The organism is Streptomyces sp. DSM 42067 (genome assembly GCF_055792885.1).
Window position 1 is genome coordinate 3,327,651 of sequence record NZ_CM147706.1, and the last position, 17,668, is coordinate 3,345,318.

General features: G+C 70.1%; 12 protein-coding genes. 2 read left to right on the plus strand and 10 right to left on the minus strand.

The window, feature by feature from the left end; all coding sequences use genetic code 11:
- Positions 1-41 precede the first annotated feature (41 nt).
- Positions 42-626: a response regulator gene (locus tag ACSMXV_RS15500; RefSeq protein WP_473178195.1), complete on the plus strand. Its 585-nt coding sequence runs from the start codon at positions 42-44 to the stop codon at positions 624-626.
- Positions 627-677: 51 nt separating this feature from the next.
- Here the strand turns inward: ACSMXV_RS15500 and ACSMXV_RS15505 are convergent, their stop codons facing one another.
- Together ACSMXV_RS15505 and lepA are read right to left on the minus strand one after the other, a co-directional pair.
- On the minus strand, positions 678-2,567 hold the full coding sequence (locus tag ACSMXV_RS15505) for an AMP-dependent synthetase/ligase (RefSeq protein ID WP_473178196.1): 1,890 nt from the start codon (positions 2,565-2,567) through the stop codon (positions 678-680).
- 418 nt (positions 2,568-2,985) lie between these two features.
- Positions 2,986-4,857, minus strand: coding sequence for a translation elongation factor 4 (gene lepA / locus ACSMXV_RS15510; protein WP_473178197.1), 1,872 nt, complete (start codon positions 4,855-4,857; stop codon positions 2,986-2,988).
- Between the two features lie 242 nt (positions 4,858-5,099).
- Between lepA and rpsT the strand changes: the two genes are divergently transcribed.
- A complete protein-coding gene (gene rpsT / locus ACSMXV_RS15515) occupies positions 5,100-5,366 on the plus strand; it encodes a 30S ribosomal protein S20 (protein ID WP_181660129.1) in 267 nt (88 codons plus the stop codon).
- Between the two features lie 355 nt (positions 5,367-5,721).
- Here rpsT and holA read toward each other — a convergent pair whose 3' ends face one another.
- The 8 genes from holA to leuS all read right to left on the minus strand — a co-directional run bounded on the left by holA (position 5,722) and on the right by leuS (position 17,347).
- Entirely contained in the window at positions 5,722-6,717 is a 996-nt protein-coding gene (gene holA / locus ACSMXV_RS15520) for a DNA polymerase III subunit delta (protein ID WP_473178198.1), read from the minus strand.
- Positions 6,718-6,860: 143 nt separating this feature from the next.
- Positions 6,861-7,106 carry a hypothetical protein gene (locus tag ACSMXV_RS15525; RefSeq protein WP_181660131.1) on the minus strand — a complete coding sequence of 82 codons (246 nt, stop codon included), beginning with the start codon at positions 7,104-7,106 and terminating at the stop codon, positions 6,861-6,863.
- Between the two features lie 49 nt (positions 7,107-7,155).
- Positions 7,156-8,037 (minus strand): YceI family protein, encoded by an 882-nt coding sequence (locus ACSMXV_RS15530; RefSeq protein ID WP_473178199.1) that lies wholly within the window; start codon positions 8,035-8,037, stop codon positions 7,156-7,158.
- 225 nt (positions 8,038-8,262) lie between these two features.
- The gene (locus ACSMXV_RS15535) at positions 8,263-10,878 is read right to left on the minus strand and encodes a ComEC/Rec2 family competence protein (RefSeq protein WP_473178957.1); all 2,616 of its coding nucleotides are present in this window, start codon (positions 10,876-10,878) and stop codon (positions 8,263-8,265) included.
- 182 nt (positions 10,879-11,060) lie between these two features.
- Positions 11,061-11,879 (minus strand): ComEA family DNA-binding protein, encoded by an 819-nt coding sequence (locus tag ACSMXV_RS15540; protein WP_473178200.1) that lies wholly within the window; start codon positions 11,877-11,879, stop codon positions 11,061-11,063.
- A gap of 584 nt (positions 11,880-12,463) precedes the next feature.
- Entirely contained in the window at positions 12,464-13,309 is an 846-nt protein-coding gene (locus ACSMXV_RS15545) for a DegV family protein (RefSeq protein ID WP_473178201.1), read from the minus strand.
- A gap of 150 nt (positions 13,310-13,459) precedes the next feature.
- Positions 13,460-14,227, minus strand: coding sequence for a hypothetical protein (locus ACSMXV_RS15550; protein WP_473178202.1), 768 nt, complete (start codon positions 14,225-14,227; stop codon positions 13,460-13,462).
- A 213-nt stretch (positions 14,228-14,440) separates the two neighbouring features.
- Positions 14,441-17,347, minus strand: a complete 2,907-nt coding sequence (gene leuS / locus ACSMXV_RS15555; RefSeq protein ID WP_473178203.1) for a leucine--tRNA ligase — start codon at positions 17,345-17,347, stop codon at positions 14,441-14,443.
- Between the last annotated feature and the right edge of the window lie 321 nt (positions 17,348-17,668).

Consider the following 17,668-nt stretch of genomic DNA (forward strand, 5'->3'; position numbering starts at 1 on the left):
GCCCGCCGTCCCGCCGCCGACCGAGTGAGGCACCCGTCACCATGAGCACCGAGGCCACCATCGACGACCAGGCGAGCATCCTTCTGGTCGACGACATGGAGGACAACCTGATAGCCCTCGAAGCGGTCCTGAGCTCACTCAACCAACCGCTCGTGCGCGCGCGTTCCGGTGATGAGGCGCTGAAGGCGCTGCTGCGCCGGCGGTTCGCCGTCGTCCTTCTGGACATCCGCATGCCAGGCATGGACGGCTTCGAGACCGCCACGCACATCAAACGGCTCGACCAGACCAAGGACGTCCCGATCATCTTCCTGACCGGCGCGGACTCCGACGCGGGCTATGCCTTCCGGGGCTATGCGACAGGGGCCGCCGACTATCTCACCAAGCCGTTCGACCCCTGGGTGCTGCGCGCCAAGGTAACCGTCTTCCTGGACCTGCACCGCAAGAACCGGCAGCTGGAACGGATACTGGCCCGCGAGCACAAGCAGTTCGACGAACTCTCGGCCCGCCTGGCCGCGGTAGAGCAGCACATGGCAGCCAGCAGCCTCACCGACGTACTGGAACTGCGCCACCATGTCCGCCACATGGAGACCCTGGTGAGGGAGATGATGCGGGGCGAGATCGGCTAGCCGACGGCAGTACGGTGGGCGGACCGCAGCGCGTCCCGCCCACCGCATGCATCACGCCTCGCGCGTCCCCGCGTACATCTCCTCGATGAGGTGCTGGTACTCCCGCTCGACCACGGGCCGCTTCAGCTTCAGGCTGGGCGTCAGCTCCCCGTGCTCGACGTCCAGGTCACGCGGCAGCAGCTTGAACTTCTTGATGGTCTGCCAGCGCTGCAGGCCCTCGTTCAGCTTCTGGACGTAGCCGCCGATGAGCTCGACGGTCTCCGGCGCGGCGACCACCTCGGCGTACGACTTGCCGCCCAGGCCGTTCTCCGCGGCCCAGCCGAGGATCGCGGCCTCGTCGAGCGCGATCAGCGCACTGCAGAAGTTACGGTCGGCGCCGAGCACCACGATGTTGGAGGTGTACGGGCACACCGCCTTGAACTGGCCCTCGATCTCGGTCGGCGCGATGTACTTGCCGCCGGACGTCTTGAAGAGGTCCTTCTTGCGGTCGGTGATCTTCAGGTACCCGTCCGCGGACAGCTCACCGATGTCGCCTGTGTGGAACCAGCCGTCCGGCTCGAGGACCTCGGCGGTCTTCTCGGGCAGCCCGTGGTAGCCCTCCATGATGCCCGGGCCGCGCAGCAGGATCTCGCCGTCCTCCGCGATGCGCACCTCGCAGCCGGGCAGCGGCTTGCCGACCGTGCCGGTGCGGTACGCCTCACCGGGGTTGACGAAGGACGCGGCGCTGGACTCGGTCAGCCCGTAGCCCTCCAGGATGTGGATGCCCGCGCCGGCGAAGAAGTAGCCGATCTCGGGCGCCAGCGCGACCGAGCCGGAGACACAGGCGCGCAGTCGGCCGCCGAACGCCTCCCGCAGCTTGGAGTACACGAGCGCATCGGCGATCTTGTGCTTGGCGGAGAGACCGAAGGGCGCCGACGCGCTACCGGTGCGGCGGAAGTTGTCCTGGGTGACCTTGGCGTACTCGCGGGCGACCTCGGACGCCCACTGGAAGATCTTGTACTTGGCCGGGCCGCCTGCACGGGCCTTGGCCGCGACGCCGTTGTAGACCTTCTCGAAGATGCGCGGCACCGCGGCCATGTACGTCGGCTGCACGACCGGCAGATTCTCGATGATCTTGTCGATCCGGCCGTCGACGGCGGTGACATGGCCGACCTCGATCTGGCCGCTGGTCAGCACCTTGCCGAAGACGTGTGCGAGCGGCAGCCAGAGGTACTGCACGTCGTCGGCCGTGACGAGGCCGGTCGCGGCGATGGCCTTGGCCATGTACGACCAGTTGTCCTGCGGCAGCCGCACGCCCTTGGGGCGGCCGGTGGTGCCCGAGGTGTAGATCAGGGTCGCAAGCTGGTCGGCGGTGATCGCCGAGACCTTCTTCTTGATCAGGTCCGGGTTCTTCTCCAGATACGCGGCGCCGCGCACCTCCAGCTCGGCGAGCGTGAGAACCCAGCCCTCGGGCTCGTCGGCGGCGGGCTCGACGCCCTTCGGGTCGATCACCACGACATGAGTGAGGCCCGGCAGCTCGGCACGCTTCTCGCGCGCCTTGGCGAGCTGCGCCGCGTCCTCGGCGATCAGCACCCGGCTGTCCGAGTCGGACAGGATGAATGCGGACTCCTCGGCATTGGTCTGCGGATAGACGGTCGTCGTCGCCGCGCCCGCGCAGAGGATGCCGAGGTCGGAGAGGATCCACTCGACACGGGTCGAAGATGCGAGGGCCACCCGCTCCTCGGGCTGCACGCCCAGCTCGATCAGCCCTGCTGCGATGGCGTAGACCCGCTCGGCAGCCTGCGCCCAGCTCAGCGACTTCCACTCGTCCGGCCCCTCGCCGGAGGGCGACGGCACCGGATAGCGGTAGGCCTCGGCGTCCGGTGTGGCCGCCACGCGCTCCAAGAAGAGAGTCGCCACGGACGGCGGTCGGTTCTCGATCAGGGTCTGTGTGTCGCTCACGACATCCTCCGGGCCCGCGACAGTGCGATCCACTGACTCACAGTGCCTGCGACTGACTAGTGCGGCTGGTGTTGTTTAACTCACGAGTAACCATCGAGCAGTGATCAGGGTAAAGGGGAGATGCCCTGCACGTAAGAGGCCGCGGCCTGTCACTTCCTACAGAGACGGGGCGTTTCCCGCAGGCATGGTGCGCGGCGGGAGCCGCGCACCGGCGCACATGCGGCACAGGGCACATACAGCGCAGCGCACATACGGCACATATACGAAAGGGCCCGCCGCGCCGTGGTGGCGCGCCGGGCCCTCCCCCCAGTGCCTTAAGGGCCTGGGAGGTACCCCCACTCGTCCTGATTCCCCTGCCATTGGCCGGACTGATTCCCCTGCCATGGGCCGGAGCTGCTTCCCGCCCTCGGCGCCCGGCCTACTTCTTGCTCTTGGACTGGCCGCTGTCGTCGCTGGACAGCACCGCGATGAAGGCCTCCTGCGGGACCTCCACCGAGCCGACCATCTTCATCCGCTTCTTGCCTTCCTTCTGCTTCTCCAGCAGCTTCCGCTTACGGGAGATGTCACCGCCGTAGCACTTGGCGAGGACGTCCTTGCGGATGGCGCGGATGGTCTCGCGGGCGATGACCCGGGAGCCGATGGCGGCCTGGACAGGCACCTCGAAGGCCTGCCGCGGGATGAGCTCCCGGAGTTTGGCGACCAGCCGCACGCCGTACGCGTAGGCCGCGTCCTTGTGCGTGATCGCGGAGAACGCGTCGACCTTGTCGCCGTGCAGCAGGATGTCGACCTTGACCAGGCTGGAGGTCTGCTCGCCCGTGGGCTCGTAGTCGAGGGACGCGTAGCCGCGGGTCTTGGACTTCAGCTGGTCGAAGAAGTCGAAGACGATCTCGGCGAGCGGCAGGGTGTAGCGGATCTCGACGCGGTCCTCGGAGAGGTAGTCCATGCCGAGCATCACGCCGCGCCGGTTCTGGCAGAGCTCCATGATCGAGCCGATGAACTCGGACGGGGCGAGGATCGTCGCGCGTACGACCGGCTCGTACACCTCTCCGATCTTGCCCTCGGGGAACTCGCTCGGGTTGGTGACGATGTGCTCGCTGCCGTCCTCCATGATCACGCGGTAGACCACGTTGGGCGCGGTGGCGATCAGGTCGAGCCCGAACTCGCGCTCCAGGCGCTCACGGATCACGTCCAGGTGGAGCAGGCCCAGGAAGCCGACGCGGAAGCCGAAGCCGAGCGCGGCCGACGTCTCCGGCTCGTACACGAGAGCGGCGTCGTTGAGCTGCAGCTTGTCGAGGGCGTCGCGCAGCTCGGGGTAGTCCGAGCCGTCCAGCGGATAGAGGCCGGAGAACACCATCGGCTTGGGGTCCTTGTAGCCGCCGAGGGCTTCGGTGGCCCCCTTGGACTGCTGGGTGATGGTGTCACCCACCTTGGACTGGCGGACGTCCTTCACACCGGTGATCAGATAGCCCACCTCGCCGACACCGAGGCCGTCGGCGGGCAGCATCTCGGGCGAGTTCGTCCCGATCTCGAGGAGCTCGTGAGTCGCGCCCGTGGACATCATCCGGATCCGCTCACGCTTGCTGAGCTGGCCGTCGACGACTCGTACGTACGTCACGACGCCGCGGTAGGAGTCGTAGACCGAGTCGAAGATCATCGCGCGGGCGGGGGCATCGGCGACACCGACCGGGGCCGGGATCTCGGCGACGACCTTGTCCAGCAGCGCCTCCACGCCCAGGCCGGTCTTGGCGGAGACCTTCAGCACGTCCTCGGGCTCGCAGCCGACCAGGTTGGCGAGCTCCTCGGAGAACTTCTCCGGCTGCGCGGCCGGCAGGTCGATCTTGTTGAGCACCGGGATGATCGTGAGGTCGTTCTCCATCGCCAGATACAGGTTGGCGAGGGTCTGCGCCTCGATGCCCTGGGCCGCGTCGACCAGCAGGACCGTGCCCTCACAGGCCGCGAGGGACCGGGACACCTCATACGTGAAGTCGACGTGCCCGGGGGTGTCGATCATGTTGAGGATGTGGGTCCGGCCCTGGCCGTCGCCCGTGGTGGGCGCCCAGGGCAGCCGTACCGCCTGGGACTTGATCGTGATGCCGCGCTCGCGCTCGATATCCATACGGTCGAGGTACTGAGCGCGCATCTGCCGCTGCTCGACCACACCGGTCAGCTGGAGCATCCGGTCGGCGAGAGTGGACTTGCCGTGGTCGATGTGCGCGATGATGCAGAAATTGCGGATCAGAGCCGGGTCTGTACGGCTCGGCTCGGGCACATGGTCAGTGATCGCGGGCACGCAGGGTCCTGTCTCTTGAGGCGCCTGTCGCCTCGGGTCGGATCAAGTCGGATCAATACGCAGGTTCCATGGTCCCACGGGCGGAGCTGTGCGACTGGTTTGGGCCGCCAGGGGAGCCGCTGGTAGCCTGGGCAGCTGTGTCTCATGCCCTTCTCTGCGCGAGGCACGAAGCAAGACTAGGAAGAGAAATCACCGGTACGGGACCTGCACGGCCCCGTGCCTGAACCTGAAAAGGCTCATTCGTGGCGAACATCAAGTCCCAGATCAAGCGGATCAAGACCAACGAGAAGGCCCGGCTGCGCAACAAGGCCGTCAAGTCCTCCCTGAAGACCGCGATCCGCAAGGCCCGCGAGGCCGCTGCCGCGGGTGACGTCGAGAAGGCCACCGAGTACACGCGCGAGGCTTCGCGCAAGCTCGACAAGGCTGTCTCGAAGGGCGTCATCCACAAGAACCAGGCCGCCAACAAGAAGTCGGCGCTGGCTTCCAAGGTCGCTTCCCTCAAGGGCTGAGTCGGCTGGGCCGTCGTGGCCCATCCCCTGACTTGACCGCCGGAAGGACCCAGAGCGGGCCCTCTCTCATCCGCTCCCGACCGGCACCCGGCACCGCACGCGGCCTGCGTTCGCCACGCGGGTGCGGCGCCACAGTTGCTTGACCCGAAGGCCCCGGCCTCCGCCCCTTCCCCGGGCGGTGGACGGGGCCTTCGGCGTACGGCCACGGCACACACCAGCCGACGTGGGTTGCGCCCACCCGCCACCTTGCCGAATGGGGGCGGGACCCACACCGAAGGGTGGGAACCGACGGGCGTAGTCCGAGGCAGCCACCCCTCCCAGGGCCGCGCCGCCGCCCTCCAATTGCCGGTCGGTCTTAGCCCCGCCGGGCCCTCGCGGCCCGAGCGATCGTGACGACCGCCTTCTCCAGGGCGTACTCGGGATCGTCACCCCCACCCTTGACGCCGGCGTCCGCCTCCGCAACCGCCCGAAGGGCAGCCGCAACCCCGTCCGGCGTCCACCCCCGCATCTGCTGCCGCACCCGATCGATCTTCCACGGCGGCATGCCCAGCTCTCGCGCGAGATCCGCGGGGCGGCCGCCGCGCGCGGACGACAGCTTTCCGATGGCCCGCACTCCCTGCGCAAGCGCACTCGTGATCATGACGGGCGCGACCCCGGTGGCCAGCGACCAGCGCAGCGCCTCGAGCGCCTCGGCCGCCCGCCCCTCCACCGCACGGTCGGCCACCGTGAAGCTGGAGGCCTCGGCCCGGCCCGTGTAGTAACGCCCGACCACGGCTTCGTCGATCGCGCCCTCGACATCCGCGACCAGCTGCGACACGGCGGAGGCAAGCTCCCGCAGATCACTGCCTATCGCGTCGACCAGCGCCTGGCAGGCCTCGGGCGTCGCCGAGCGCCCCACTGTCCGGAACTCGCTCCGCACGAACGACAGCCGGTCAGCGGGCTTGGTCATCTTGGGGCAGGCGACCTCCCGCGCGCCCGCCTTGCGCGCGGCGTCCAGCAGTCCTTTCCCCTTGGCGCCGCCCGCGTGCAGCAGCACCAGCGTGATCTCCTCGGCCGGGGCAGCGAGATACGCCTTCACGTCCTTGACCGTGTCGGCCGACAGGTCCTGCGCATTGCGCACGACCACGACCTTGCGCTCGGCGAAGAGCGAGGGGCTCGTCAGCTCGGCGAGCGTGCCGGGCCCGACCTGATCCGGGGTGAGGTCACGCACGTCCGTGTCGGCGTCGGCGGCACGGGCCGCCGCCACGACCTGCTGCACGGCACGGTCGAGCAGCAGATCCTCCTGCCCCACGGCAAGCGTGACGGGCGCGAGCGGATCTGCCTGACCGGCGGTTTCAGTCTTCCTTGCCATCGCGCCCAAGCATCCCACGCCCCACTGACAACGGGCTCCGGTCATGTGCCGCCCAGAACCGCGCCGGCAGTCCGGGAGGCCACGGGACGAAAGACCGCATTCGCGGGAGGCCGCAGCCCGGCTGCGGCCTCCCGGACGCCACGTCACGGCTCCTCGCGCCAGCCGTCCCACTCGGCCGCGAACTCGTCCAGTGCCGCGGGCGCGAGCCGGTCTTCCGGGTCCTCGACGACCAAGAGCCACTGCGCGTCCTCGGCGTCGTCCTCGCCGGCGAGAGAGTCCCTGACGAGCTGCGGCTCCTCGTCCACGCCGAACCGTTCGCCGAGCGCCTCGGCGGCCTCCTCCGCGGCATCCCGGTCGGGCAGCACCAGCACATGTCTCACATCGCTCACGCGCACATTTTCCGGTACCGCCGAGGGTCCGATCCGTCGGGCCCCTGCCTCAGGCCTTGGGAACGACCTGCACGTCCAAGTCGATCTTGATGCTGGGTCCGACCACCGCGATGCCGCGCGCGAGCATCGTCTGCCAGCTGATCGTGAAGTCGTCGCGGTGCAGCTCGGTGGTGGCGCGGCAGGCGGCGCGCGTCTCGCCCTCCATACCGGTGCCGACACCGAGATACTCGGTGTCGAGCGTGACCGTGCGGGTCACACCGTGCAGCGTGAGCGCACCGGTGATCGCCCACCGGCTGCCGCCCTTGTGCACGAACCGGTCGCTGTAGAACTCGAGCACCGGGAACCGGTCCACATCGAGGAAGTCCGCGGACCGCAGGTGGTCGTCGCGCATCTTGACATTGGTGTCGATGGAGGAGGCGTCGATGACCACATGCATGGCCGAGTGCTCGACGCGCTCGGCGATGCGTATGACGCCCGCGAACCTGTTGAACCGGCCGTGGATACGAGCCAGCCCGATGTGCCGCGCGGTGAAGCCGATCGAGGAGTGCGTCGGCTCGATCTCCCAGTCCCCGGGCTGCGGCAGCCCCGGAAGCTGGGCGACGTGCAGCGTGATATCGCCGAGAGACGCGTGCGCGCTCTCACCCACCGAGGCGTTCGTGTGGTACGGCGTGAAGCCCTCCGCCAAGACCGCCAGGCGGTAGTCGCCGGCCGGTACGGTCGCGACGAAGGAGCCGAAGGGGTCAGTGCTGCCGCTGACCACCGTGCGCCCCATCTCGTCGTTGAGGGCGAACTCGGCGTTCCGCACCGGCTCGTTCACCGGGTCGAGCACCCGGCAACTGACCAGGCCGGCCGAGGACGGCACCGGCACCGCAGAGAATGGACCCGAGCGCAGAGCCCGACTTGTGTGATTTCCCCGCCGACGGCCGAACATGCGCAATATCCCCCTGTGCGACGTGACTCACTATTTTCGATGATGCATTCGACCACCGATGTGGCATTCGAGGCAACTCACGCTCACATTGCGGGAATGCTGCGGAAGTAATGCGAGCTGGCACGAGTAATCCGAATTCGTCAGTGGAGATGGCGTTCGTCAGGTGAAATGAAGTTTCTGCGGGTAACACCCACGACGACACCTCAACCACGGCAACGATGAGCCTCAGTCCTCGCTGCCAAGCCCTCGTCCCGGCGGCGCGCGGGCGGCCTCACGGCCTGTCGTCGGCCCTGCGTCAGCGGCCGCCCACAGCAGTCCCTCTTCCGCCGCGCCCATGACGGCCAAGGCCCCGTCTCTGTCCGTACGGAGCACCGTGGCGCCCCCGCTCTGCAGCGCCGCGACGGTGCTGGGTGAGGGGTGCCCATACGGGTTGTCCTCGCCGCATGAGATCAGAGCCAGACGGGGAGCGGCGCGGCGCAGCAGCCCGGGATCCTGGTAGGCCGAACCGTGATGGGCCACCTTCAGCACATCAACGCGTGCCAGTCGCGCCCCCGCTGGGGTCCGCAGCAGCTCCCGCTGCGCGGGCGGTTCGAGATCTCCGAGGAACAGCATGGTCAGCCCGGCGGTGCGTACGAGCAGCGTGACGCTGGCGTCGTTCGGCCCCTCCGGCACGGGCGCCGGGCGCGGTGGTGGCCACAGCACCTGCCATTCGATTGGCCCTGCGCGCCGCAGCTCCCCCGCAACGGCCCGGGTCACCGGGATGCGCCGTGCGGCCGCTTGTCTGCGGACGAACTCGGCCTGGTCGAGCGGCTCCTGAAATCCGGTCGTCTCGATCGCCCCGACCGGCCGCCCACGCAACACCCCGGGCAGTCCCGCCACATGGTCGGCATGGAAGTGGGTCAGCAGTACCAGCGGGATACGAGTGATACCGAGCGAGCGCAGACAGCGGTCGGCCAGCACCGGGTCGGGCCCCGCATCGACGACCACTGCGCTGCCGCCGCCTGTCGAGAGCACGGCGGCGTCCCCCTGGCCCACGTCGCACATCACCAGGCGCCAGCCGGGCGGCGGCCATCCGGTGATCACCCTGGTCAGTGACGGCGGTTGCATCACCACGATCAGGAGCAGCAGGGCGCAGGCCGCGCTCCACCAGGGGTGCCGCACCATACGCCGGCCCACCAGCACAACCACGCCCGTGGCGAGGGCGAGCAGAAACCCGCCGCTCCAGCCGCCCGGCCAGTCCACCCCGTTGCCGGGCAGTGCCGCCCCGGTACGGGCGATCGTCGCGATCCACCCCGTGGGCCAACTCGCGCACCAGGCCAGCGCCTTGGCGAGAGGCATCGCCACAGGTGCCGTCGCCAGCGCGGCGAAACCCAGCACCGTGGCCGGTGCCACCGCGAACTCCGCCAGCAGATTGCAGGGCACCGCCACCAGACTCACCCGCGCAGCCAGCACCGCCACGACCGGCGCGCAGACGGCTTGGGCGGCGGCCGCCGCGGCCAATGCCTCGGCCAGCCGCGGCGGCACACCGCGGCTCCTGAGTGCCACGCTCCACCGGGGCGCGATGGCGAGCAGGGCGCCGGTGGCCAGCACGGAGAGCAGGAAGCCGTAACTGCGCGACAGCCAGGGGGCGTACAGCACGAGCAGCAGCACCGCCGCGGCCAGCGCGGGGATCAGGGAACGGCGGCGTCCCGTGCCGATCGCCAGCAGTGCGATGCCTCCGCAGGCAGCTGCCCGCAGCACGCTCGGGTCGGGTCTGCACAAGATGACGAAACCGAGGGCCAGGGCCCCGCCGAGGAGCGCGGTCGCCCGCAGCGGGATCCCGAGGCGCGGGGCGAGACCTCCCCGCTCCGCCCTGTGGGCCCTCCCGGGCGGTCCGATGAGCAGGGCCAGCAGGATCGTGAAATTGGCCCCGCTGACGGCGAGCAGATGCGTGAGATCAGTCGCCCTGAACGCGTCATGCAGGTCTGCCGGTACGCGAGAGGTGTCGCCCACCACGAGCCCGGGCAGCAGCGCCCGCGCGTCCGGCGGCAGCCCGTCCGTGGCCTCGCGCAGCCCGGCGCGCAGCTCTCCCGCGAAGCGTTGCAGCCCGGACGGTGCGCCCACCACGCGGGGGACTGCACCTCTGCTCACCCGCAGGACCGCAGCGATCTGTCCGCTGTCGTCCAGCGGCGGTGCGAGCCGCGCCTGCACACGCAGCCGTGTCGAGGGAAGCAGCGCCTGCCAGGGGGAGCCCCCTCCAGGGCCCGGTGCCGGGGGCCGGCCCGTGGACGGTGACCCGTCGGTTTTCCGTGAGGTGGGCGGGATCGCATCGGCGATCAGGAGGACCGGTGTGCGGGTCGAGGTCTCCGTTCCGTCCGCCGTCGTGACACGGAGCACCCGGGCGCCGATGACCACACTGGTCGGTGCCACATGATCCCCCGTGACGCGCGGTCGCGTGAGGCGTGGATCCGAGCTCACCTCCAGCTCCGCCGTCACCTCGGCGTATCGCGCCGCCAGCGCAGGGACGGGACCGCGGCGTACGTCCGCCCCGTGCAGAACCGCCGAGGCGGTTGATGCGGCCGCGCAGAGGAGGACAGCGGCCACGGACAGGCGTCCCCACGCGTGCCCTGATCCAGCGAGGCGCGCCTGCCTCCTCGCTCTACCCATCGCCCCTGGCAGCACCAACATCCCGGCCGCTGCCACGCAGAGCGCCACCGCGAATGCCGCCCAGCTCGGCGGTGCACCCAGCGCGAGGGCTGCCGCAGCCCAGGCTGCGAGCGCGGGCGGCACCAGGCGGAGATCCGGAGGCCCTTCCTGACGCGGATGTGCCGCACCGAGCCGGTTCCCGGACGCGGCGTGCACAGCCGCCCGCGGCGGCGGGGCTGCCGTGCCCGGCCGGGTGTCGGTCATGGGGGGCCGCACCCCTGGGGAGGCCGGGGAGTCGCCTCTCCTACGCTCCGCCACCTCCGCCGAGGGGACCCGCGCCCTCGACCCCGGCGAGGGCGCGGGTCCTCGCGTGCCGGGTGCGCGAACTTCCCGCCGCCTCATGGCCGTACGAGATTCTGCAGATCGGCGAAGCGTCGGTCGCCGATGCCGTTGACCTCGCGGAGCTCGTCGACCGAGCGGAAACCGCCATGTTGTGTGCGGTAGTCGATGATGTGCTGTGCCAGCACGGGACCGACGCCCGGAAGTGTGTCCAACTGTTCCGCCGTGGCCGTGTTGAGGCTGACGGGCCCGGCGGCGGCCGCGCCGGAGCCGGCCCCTGCTGCACCCGGCACGGCAGGCCCTCCTCCGGCGGCGCCCGGCGGCCCGCCGACGACGACCTGCTCGCCGTCCATGAGAAGACGCGCCCGGTTGAGCCCGCCGATGTCCGTGCCGGGGCGGACACCGCCTGCCGCGTGCAGCGCATCCGCCACCCTGGAGCCGGCGGGAAGGTGATGGATTCCGGGCTTGCGCACCTTCCCACTGACGTCGACGACGATCTGTCCGCCGCCTCCGGCCGGGAGGGCACCTGCCGCTCTCCCTGCCACCGCTCCGGCGGAGGGGTCCGGCGCCACTTCCTCCCCGGCGGCTGCCGGAGCCTCCGCGCGCACGACGTCAGGCGCACGCACCGGCTGGGTCCGCCCCGTCCAGAAGTGCTGCATCGCGAAGACCGCCGCGGCGACGAGGACCACCGCGAGTGCAGTCACGCTGCGCCGCTCGAGCCCGCACCTCAACTGCAGCCACAGCGGAAGCCGTTCCCGTACGGCAAGCGCCGCCCGCCCACGCCACGACGGCTCCACCCGTTCCGCGGGCCCCGTGGCCGCAGACTCCGCAGCCGACCCGGCCTCCGCGGGCTTCGCCGCACGCGGTTCGGTCGCCACGGTGCCCTCCGCCGTGCCCGTACGACCCGCCTCACGGCTCGGGACGGCGGTCGGCCGAGTGCCCGTATCGCCGTCCGCCCCGGGCGGCGGACCATGCTCCGACTCCCTCCGCCGCCCTACCTTTTCCGCCTGTTCCGCCTGTTCCGCCTGTTCCGCCTGTTCCGCGTCCGCGAACAGTGCCTCCGCCCGCAAGCGCAACGCCTCAGCCGAGGCACGTCGGCGGCCGACGCGCCCCCGCCCGTAGCCGTAGCCATAGCCGTAGCCGTAGCCATAGCCGCGGTCGTGCCCGTAGCCATAACCGTGACCGTGCCGTCGGCTAAGACGTCGACGCGCCCGGACGTCGGAGGCGGGCCCGCGCCCCGGCCCGCTCGTGACGACAGCGGCCCTGCGACTGGAAGGTGATCGAAGTCCCATGGACGCGAAGCTATGCCGCGCAAAAGCAACCCGCTGATCTTGCTCAAATCCAGTGGATTACCCAGCAGTTGTGGATAACTCCGTCACCCACAAGGCCGTGCGCCCACGCCGACCAAGCCCCACGCCCCACGCCGACCAGGCCCCAGGCCCCAGGCCCCACAGCCTCATCCTCACCGAGGCGAGACAACAACCCCCAGCAACCCGGGCCCCGTATGGGCCCCAATCACCGCGCCCACCTCGCTCACATGGAGGTCGGCCACCCCGGACACCCGCTGCCGCAGCCTCTCCGCGAGTGCCGATGCCCGTTCCGGCGCGGCGAGATGGTGGACGGCGATGTCGACGTGGCCCGTTCCGGCACGCTCGGCCACGACCTCCTCGAGGCGGGCGATCGCCTTGGACGCGGTGCGCACCTTCTCCAGGAGTTCGATGCGGCCGCCGTCGAGCTTCAGCAGCGGCTTCACCGCGAGAGCCGATCCGAGGAGCGCCTGTGCGGCGCCGATCCGGCCGCCGCGGCGCAGATAGTCGAGGGTGTCGACGTAGAAGTACGCGTACGTGCCCTTGGCCCGTTTCTCGGCGGCCGCGACCGCCTCGTCGACGGTACCTCCGGCCTCCGCGGCCTCGGCCGCCGACAGGGCGCAGAAGCCGAGCGCCATGGCCACCATGCCGGTGTCCACGACACGGACGGGCACAGCCGCCCGTGCCGCCGCGAGCACGGCGGCGTCGTACGTTCCCGACAACTCAGACGACAGATGCAGCGAGACGATCCCCGTGGCGCCGGCCTCGGCGACCTTGCGATACGTCTCGGCGAAGGCCTCCGGACTGGGCCGGGAGGTGGTCACGGGCCGCCGCTCCTGCAGCGCCTGGGCCAGGGAACGTGCCGAGATCTCGGTGCCCTCGTCGAGCGCCTGGTCGCCCAGGACCACCGTCACGGGTACCGACGTGATGCCGTGGCGCTCCATCGTCGGCTTCGGCAGGTAGGCCGTGGAATCCGTGACGATGGCGACATGGCGGGACATGAGCTGGAGATTACCTGTCGGGGCGCCCGGGCGGCAGCCCGGCCCCACCGGCCTTCCACCGGATCACCCACCGGCACGCTGCCGAATCGCCCTCCGGACTCCTGCCTTCTGCCCGATCGCCACGACGGCAATCGCGTCGGGGCTGGTCTCTCAAGTCGTGTTCTCCGGGCGGGCCTTCTTCTGCCACGAGTAGGTGACCCTCGGGCCCGGCCGTGTGATCGCGGGCCGGGTCGGCTCCTGGTCTGCCTGTGCCGTGGCGTCCCGCCAGGTCTGTTCGGAGGCAGCCTCCTCGGGCCCTGGGGCCTCCGGCCACGATGCGGCGGTACGCGACGCCGAACCCGGCGACGAGCCCGCATGCCGCGGCTGCTCCGGCTCCGTCGTCCAGTGCCGCAGGGCGCCCGCCTCCACGTCGATCTGTGCGCTCAACGACTCCAGGTCGTCGTCCGCGAAGCGGCGCGCGCGGTCACGCGCCGCCCAGCGCAGCGCGTCCGCCGACTTCGTGATCTGCTCCGTGCGCTCCCGCAGCGCGGGCAGCTGCTCGGCGAGTCGCGCCCTGTCCGGCTCGCTCTCCAGCCGCCTGAGCTCGCCGTCCAGCTCGTGGCCATGGACGCTCAGGCGCTCGAAGAGGCCCAGGGATTCCTTCAGCGAGGCGTCCTCGGCCACGGCCGCGTGCAGCGCGTCCTGGGTGGCCCGCATCGAGGTGCGCAGGTGCAGCCGGAGCTGGGCCAGCTCACCCACCGCGCCCGGCTGTGCGAGCGTCCTCGCGCGCAGCGTCGTGTCCTCCACCGTGCGCCGGGCCTGGGTGATGGTGCGGTCCACTCCGCGCTTCGCGGCACCGACCACCTTCACCGTTGCGTACCCCGCCACGGCCAGGAACAGCACGAAGATCAGCGCCACGACTGCGATCACGGCTTCCATGACGCTCCTCCCAGGGCCTTTTCCCGTTCTCCCAAGGTAAACGGAGGAGGCAGGCCGGGGGTTCCTGTGGAACCCCCAACCTGCCCGTAGGGGACTACCCCGACCCGCTTCACGCGGGGTCGATGTCGACCTTCACGCGGGGTCGATATCGCCCCACGCCGATCCGCGGCCAGCGGCCCGTGTTTGCGCAGGTTTGCGCAGGTCTACGCAGGTCTACGCCGGAACGATGTTCACCAGCTTCGGCGCCCGCACGATCACCTTGCGGATGCCCGCGTCGCCCAGCGCCGCCGCGACCTTCTCGTCACCCAGCGCCACCTTCTCCAGCTCCTCGTCGGAGATCGACGGGGAGACCTCCAGGCGGGCCTTGACCTTGCCCTTGATCTGCACGACGCAGGTCACGGTCTCGTCCACGACGTACGCCGGGTCGGCGACCGGGAAGTCGCGGTGGACGACCGAGTCGGTGTGGCCCAGCCTGCGCCACAGCTCCTCGGCGATGTGCGGGGCCAGCGGCGCGACCAGCAGCACCAGACGCTCGGCGACCGAGCGCGGCACCGGACCTCCCGCCTTGGTCAAGTGGTTGTTCAGCTCGGTGACCTTGGCGATGGCGGTGTTGAAGCGCATGCCCTCCAGGTCCTGGCGCACACCGTCGATCGCCTTGTGCAGGGCGCGCAGCGTGTCCTCGTCGATGTCGGACTCCGCGACGTCGACGACGGTGACCTCTCCCGTCGTCTCGTCGACGACGTTGCGCCACAGCCGCTGCAGCAGCCGGTACTGGCCCACCACCGCGCGCGTGTCCCACGGCCGCGACACGTCCAGCGGACCCATCGCCATCTCGTACAGACGCAGCGTGTCCGCGCCGTACTCGGCGCAGATCTCGTCCGGAGTGACCGCGTTCTTCAGGGACTTGCCCATCTTGCCCAGCAGCCGGGAGACCTTCTCGCCCTGGTAGTAGTACGCGCCGTCGCGCTCCTCCACCTCGGCGGCCGGCACCGCGATGCCGCGGCTGTCGCGGTAGACGTAGGCCTGGATCATGCCCTGGTTGAACAGCTTATGGAACGGCTCCGCCGACGAGACGTGCCCCAGGTCGTACAGCACCTTGGACCAGAAGCGCGCGTACAGCAGATGCAGCACGGCGTGCTCGGCGCCGCCCACGTACAGGTCGACGCCGCCGTGCGGCCGGCCCTCGCGCGGACCCATCCAGTACTGCTCGATGGCCGGGTCGACCAGCTTCTCGCTGTTGTGCGGGTCCAGGTAGCGCAGCTCGTACCAGCACGAACCGGCCCAGTTGGGCATCGTGTTGGTCTCGCGGCGGTACTTCTTCGGGCCGTCGCCCAGGTCCAGCGTGACGTTGACCCAGTCCTCGTTGCGGGACAGCGGGGTCTCCGGCTGGGTGTCGGCGTCGTCCGGGTCGAAGGTGCGCGGCGAGTAGTCGTCGACCTCCGGCAGCTCCAGCGGCAGCATCGACTCGGGCAGGGCGTGCGCGATGCCGTCCTCGTCGTAGACGATCGGGAAGGGCTCGCCCCAGTAGCGCTGGCGGCTGAACAGCCAGTCGCGCAGCCGGAAGTTGACCGTGCCCTGGCCGATGCCCTTGCGCCCCAGCCACTCGGTGATGCGCGCCTTGGCGTCGACGACGCCCAGGCCGTCCAGCGAGATGTCGTCGTTGGAGGAGTTGATGATCTTCGCGTCGTACGACGCGAAGGCGTCCTCCCACGTCGACGTGTCGGTGCCGCGGCCGTCGGTCGGCTCGACGATGCAGTGGATCGGCAGCTCGAAGGCGCGCGCGAACTCGAAGTCGCGCTGGTCGCCGGCCGGGACGGCCATGATCGCGCCGGTGCCGTAGCCCATCAGGACGTAGTCGGCGATGAAGACCGGGACCTGCTCGCCGTTGACCGGGTTGGTCGCGTACGCGCCGATGAAGACGCCGGTCTTGTCCTTCGCCTCGGCCTGCCGCTCGACATCCGACTTGGAGGCGGCCTGCGCGCGGTACGCGGCGACGGCCTCGGCAGGGGTCGCGTGGCCGCCGGTCCACACCTCGTGGGTGCCCTCGGGCCAGGCGCCCGGGGTGAACTTCTCGACCAGCGGGTGCTCGGGGGCCAGCACCATGTAGGTCGCGCCGAACAGGGTGTCCGGGCGCGTGGTGAAGACCGTGATGCGCTCGCCGTCGATCGGGAAGTCGACGCGGGCGCCCTCGGACCGCCCGATCCAGTTGCGCTGCTGCAGCTTGATGGCCTCGGGCCAGTCCAGCGCTTCCAGGTCGTCAAGCAGCCGGTCGGCGTAGGCCGTGATGCGCATGTTCCACTGGCGCAGCTTGGCCTTGAAGACGGGGTAGTTGCCGCGCTCGGAGCGCCCGTCCGCGGTGACTTCCTCGTTGGCCAGCACGGTGCCCAGACCCGGGCACCAGTTGACGGGCGCGTCGGAGGCGTACGCCAGGCGGAACTCGCTCAGGACGTCGGCGCGCTCGGCGGCGGTCAGCTCGTTCCACGCGCGCGTGGTGCCCGGAACGGCACGCTCACCGCTCTCGAACTGGGCGACCAGCTGCTCGATGGGGCGGGCCTTCTTCGCCTCCTCGTCGTACCAGGAGTTGAAGATCTGCAGGAAGATCCACTGGGTCCACTTGTAGTAGTCCGGGTCGATCGTGGCGAACGACCGGCGCTTGTCGTGGCCCAGGCCCAGGCGGCGCAGCTGCGCCGTCATGTTCTCGATGTTGGCCTCGGTGGACACGCGCGGGTGCGTGCCCGTCTGCACGGCGTACTGCTCGGCGGGCAGGCCGAAGGCGTCGAAGCCCAGGGTGTGCAGGACGTTGTGGCCCGTCATGCGCTGGAAGCGGGCGAAGACGTCCGTGGCGATGTACCCCAGGGGGTGGCCGACGTGCAGGCCCGCACCGGAAGGGTACGGGAACATGTCCATGACGAACTTCTTGGGCCTGGCCGCCAGGGCGGGGTCGCCCGCCAGGTCACCTGTGGGGTTGGGGGCCTCGTACGTCCCGTCGGCCTCCCAGAAGTCCTGCCAGCGTGCCTCGATCTCGGCTGCCATGGCGGCCGTGTAGCGGTGCGGCGCGGCCACCTCGGCGGTGGCCCCTCCCGCGCTTTCGGCAGCGGGGGAGGAATTCGTCTCGCTCATGATCCTCAAAGCTCCATCGATCGTCTCTGCCAGCGGTCCGGAAGCCGTTCGCAACCGGTTCGGAAATGAAAAAGCCCCTCGCACAGGAGGGGACGCCGCGCCGATTCCGACGGGTCTTTTCATCCGTCGGCACTGATCAGCGCGGCCCGCTAAGCAGAAGGCGTACGGCACGCATGGCGTCAGGGTACCGCAGCCCTCGTGCGCCCCGCGACGAGCTTCCGCCGGGGGGCGGAACCGTCGGCCACGCGCGCGTGGCGTGGCTCACATCGTTGAGGGCTCGGGGGCCGGTCCGCGTACTGGTATCGGGGCAGCACAGCAGAA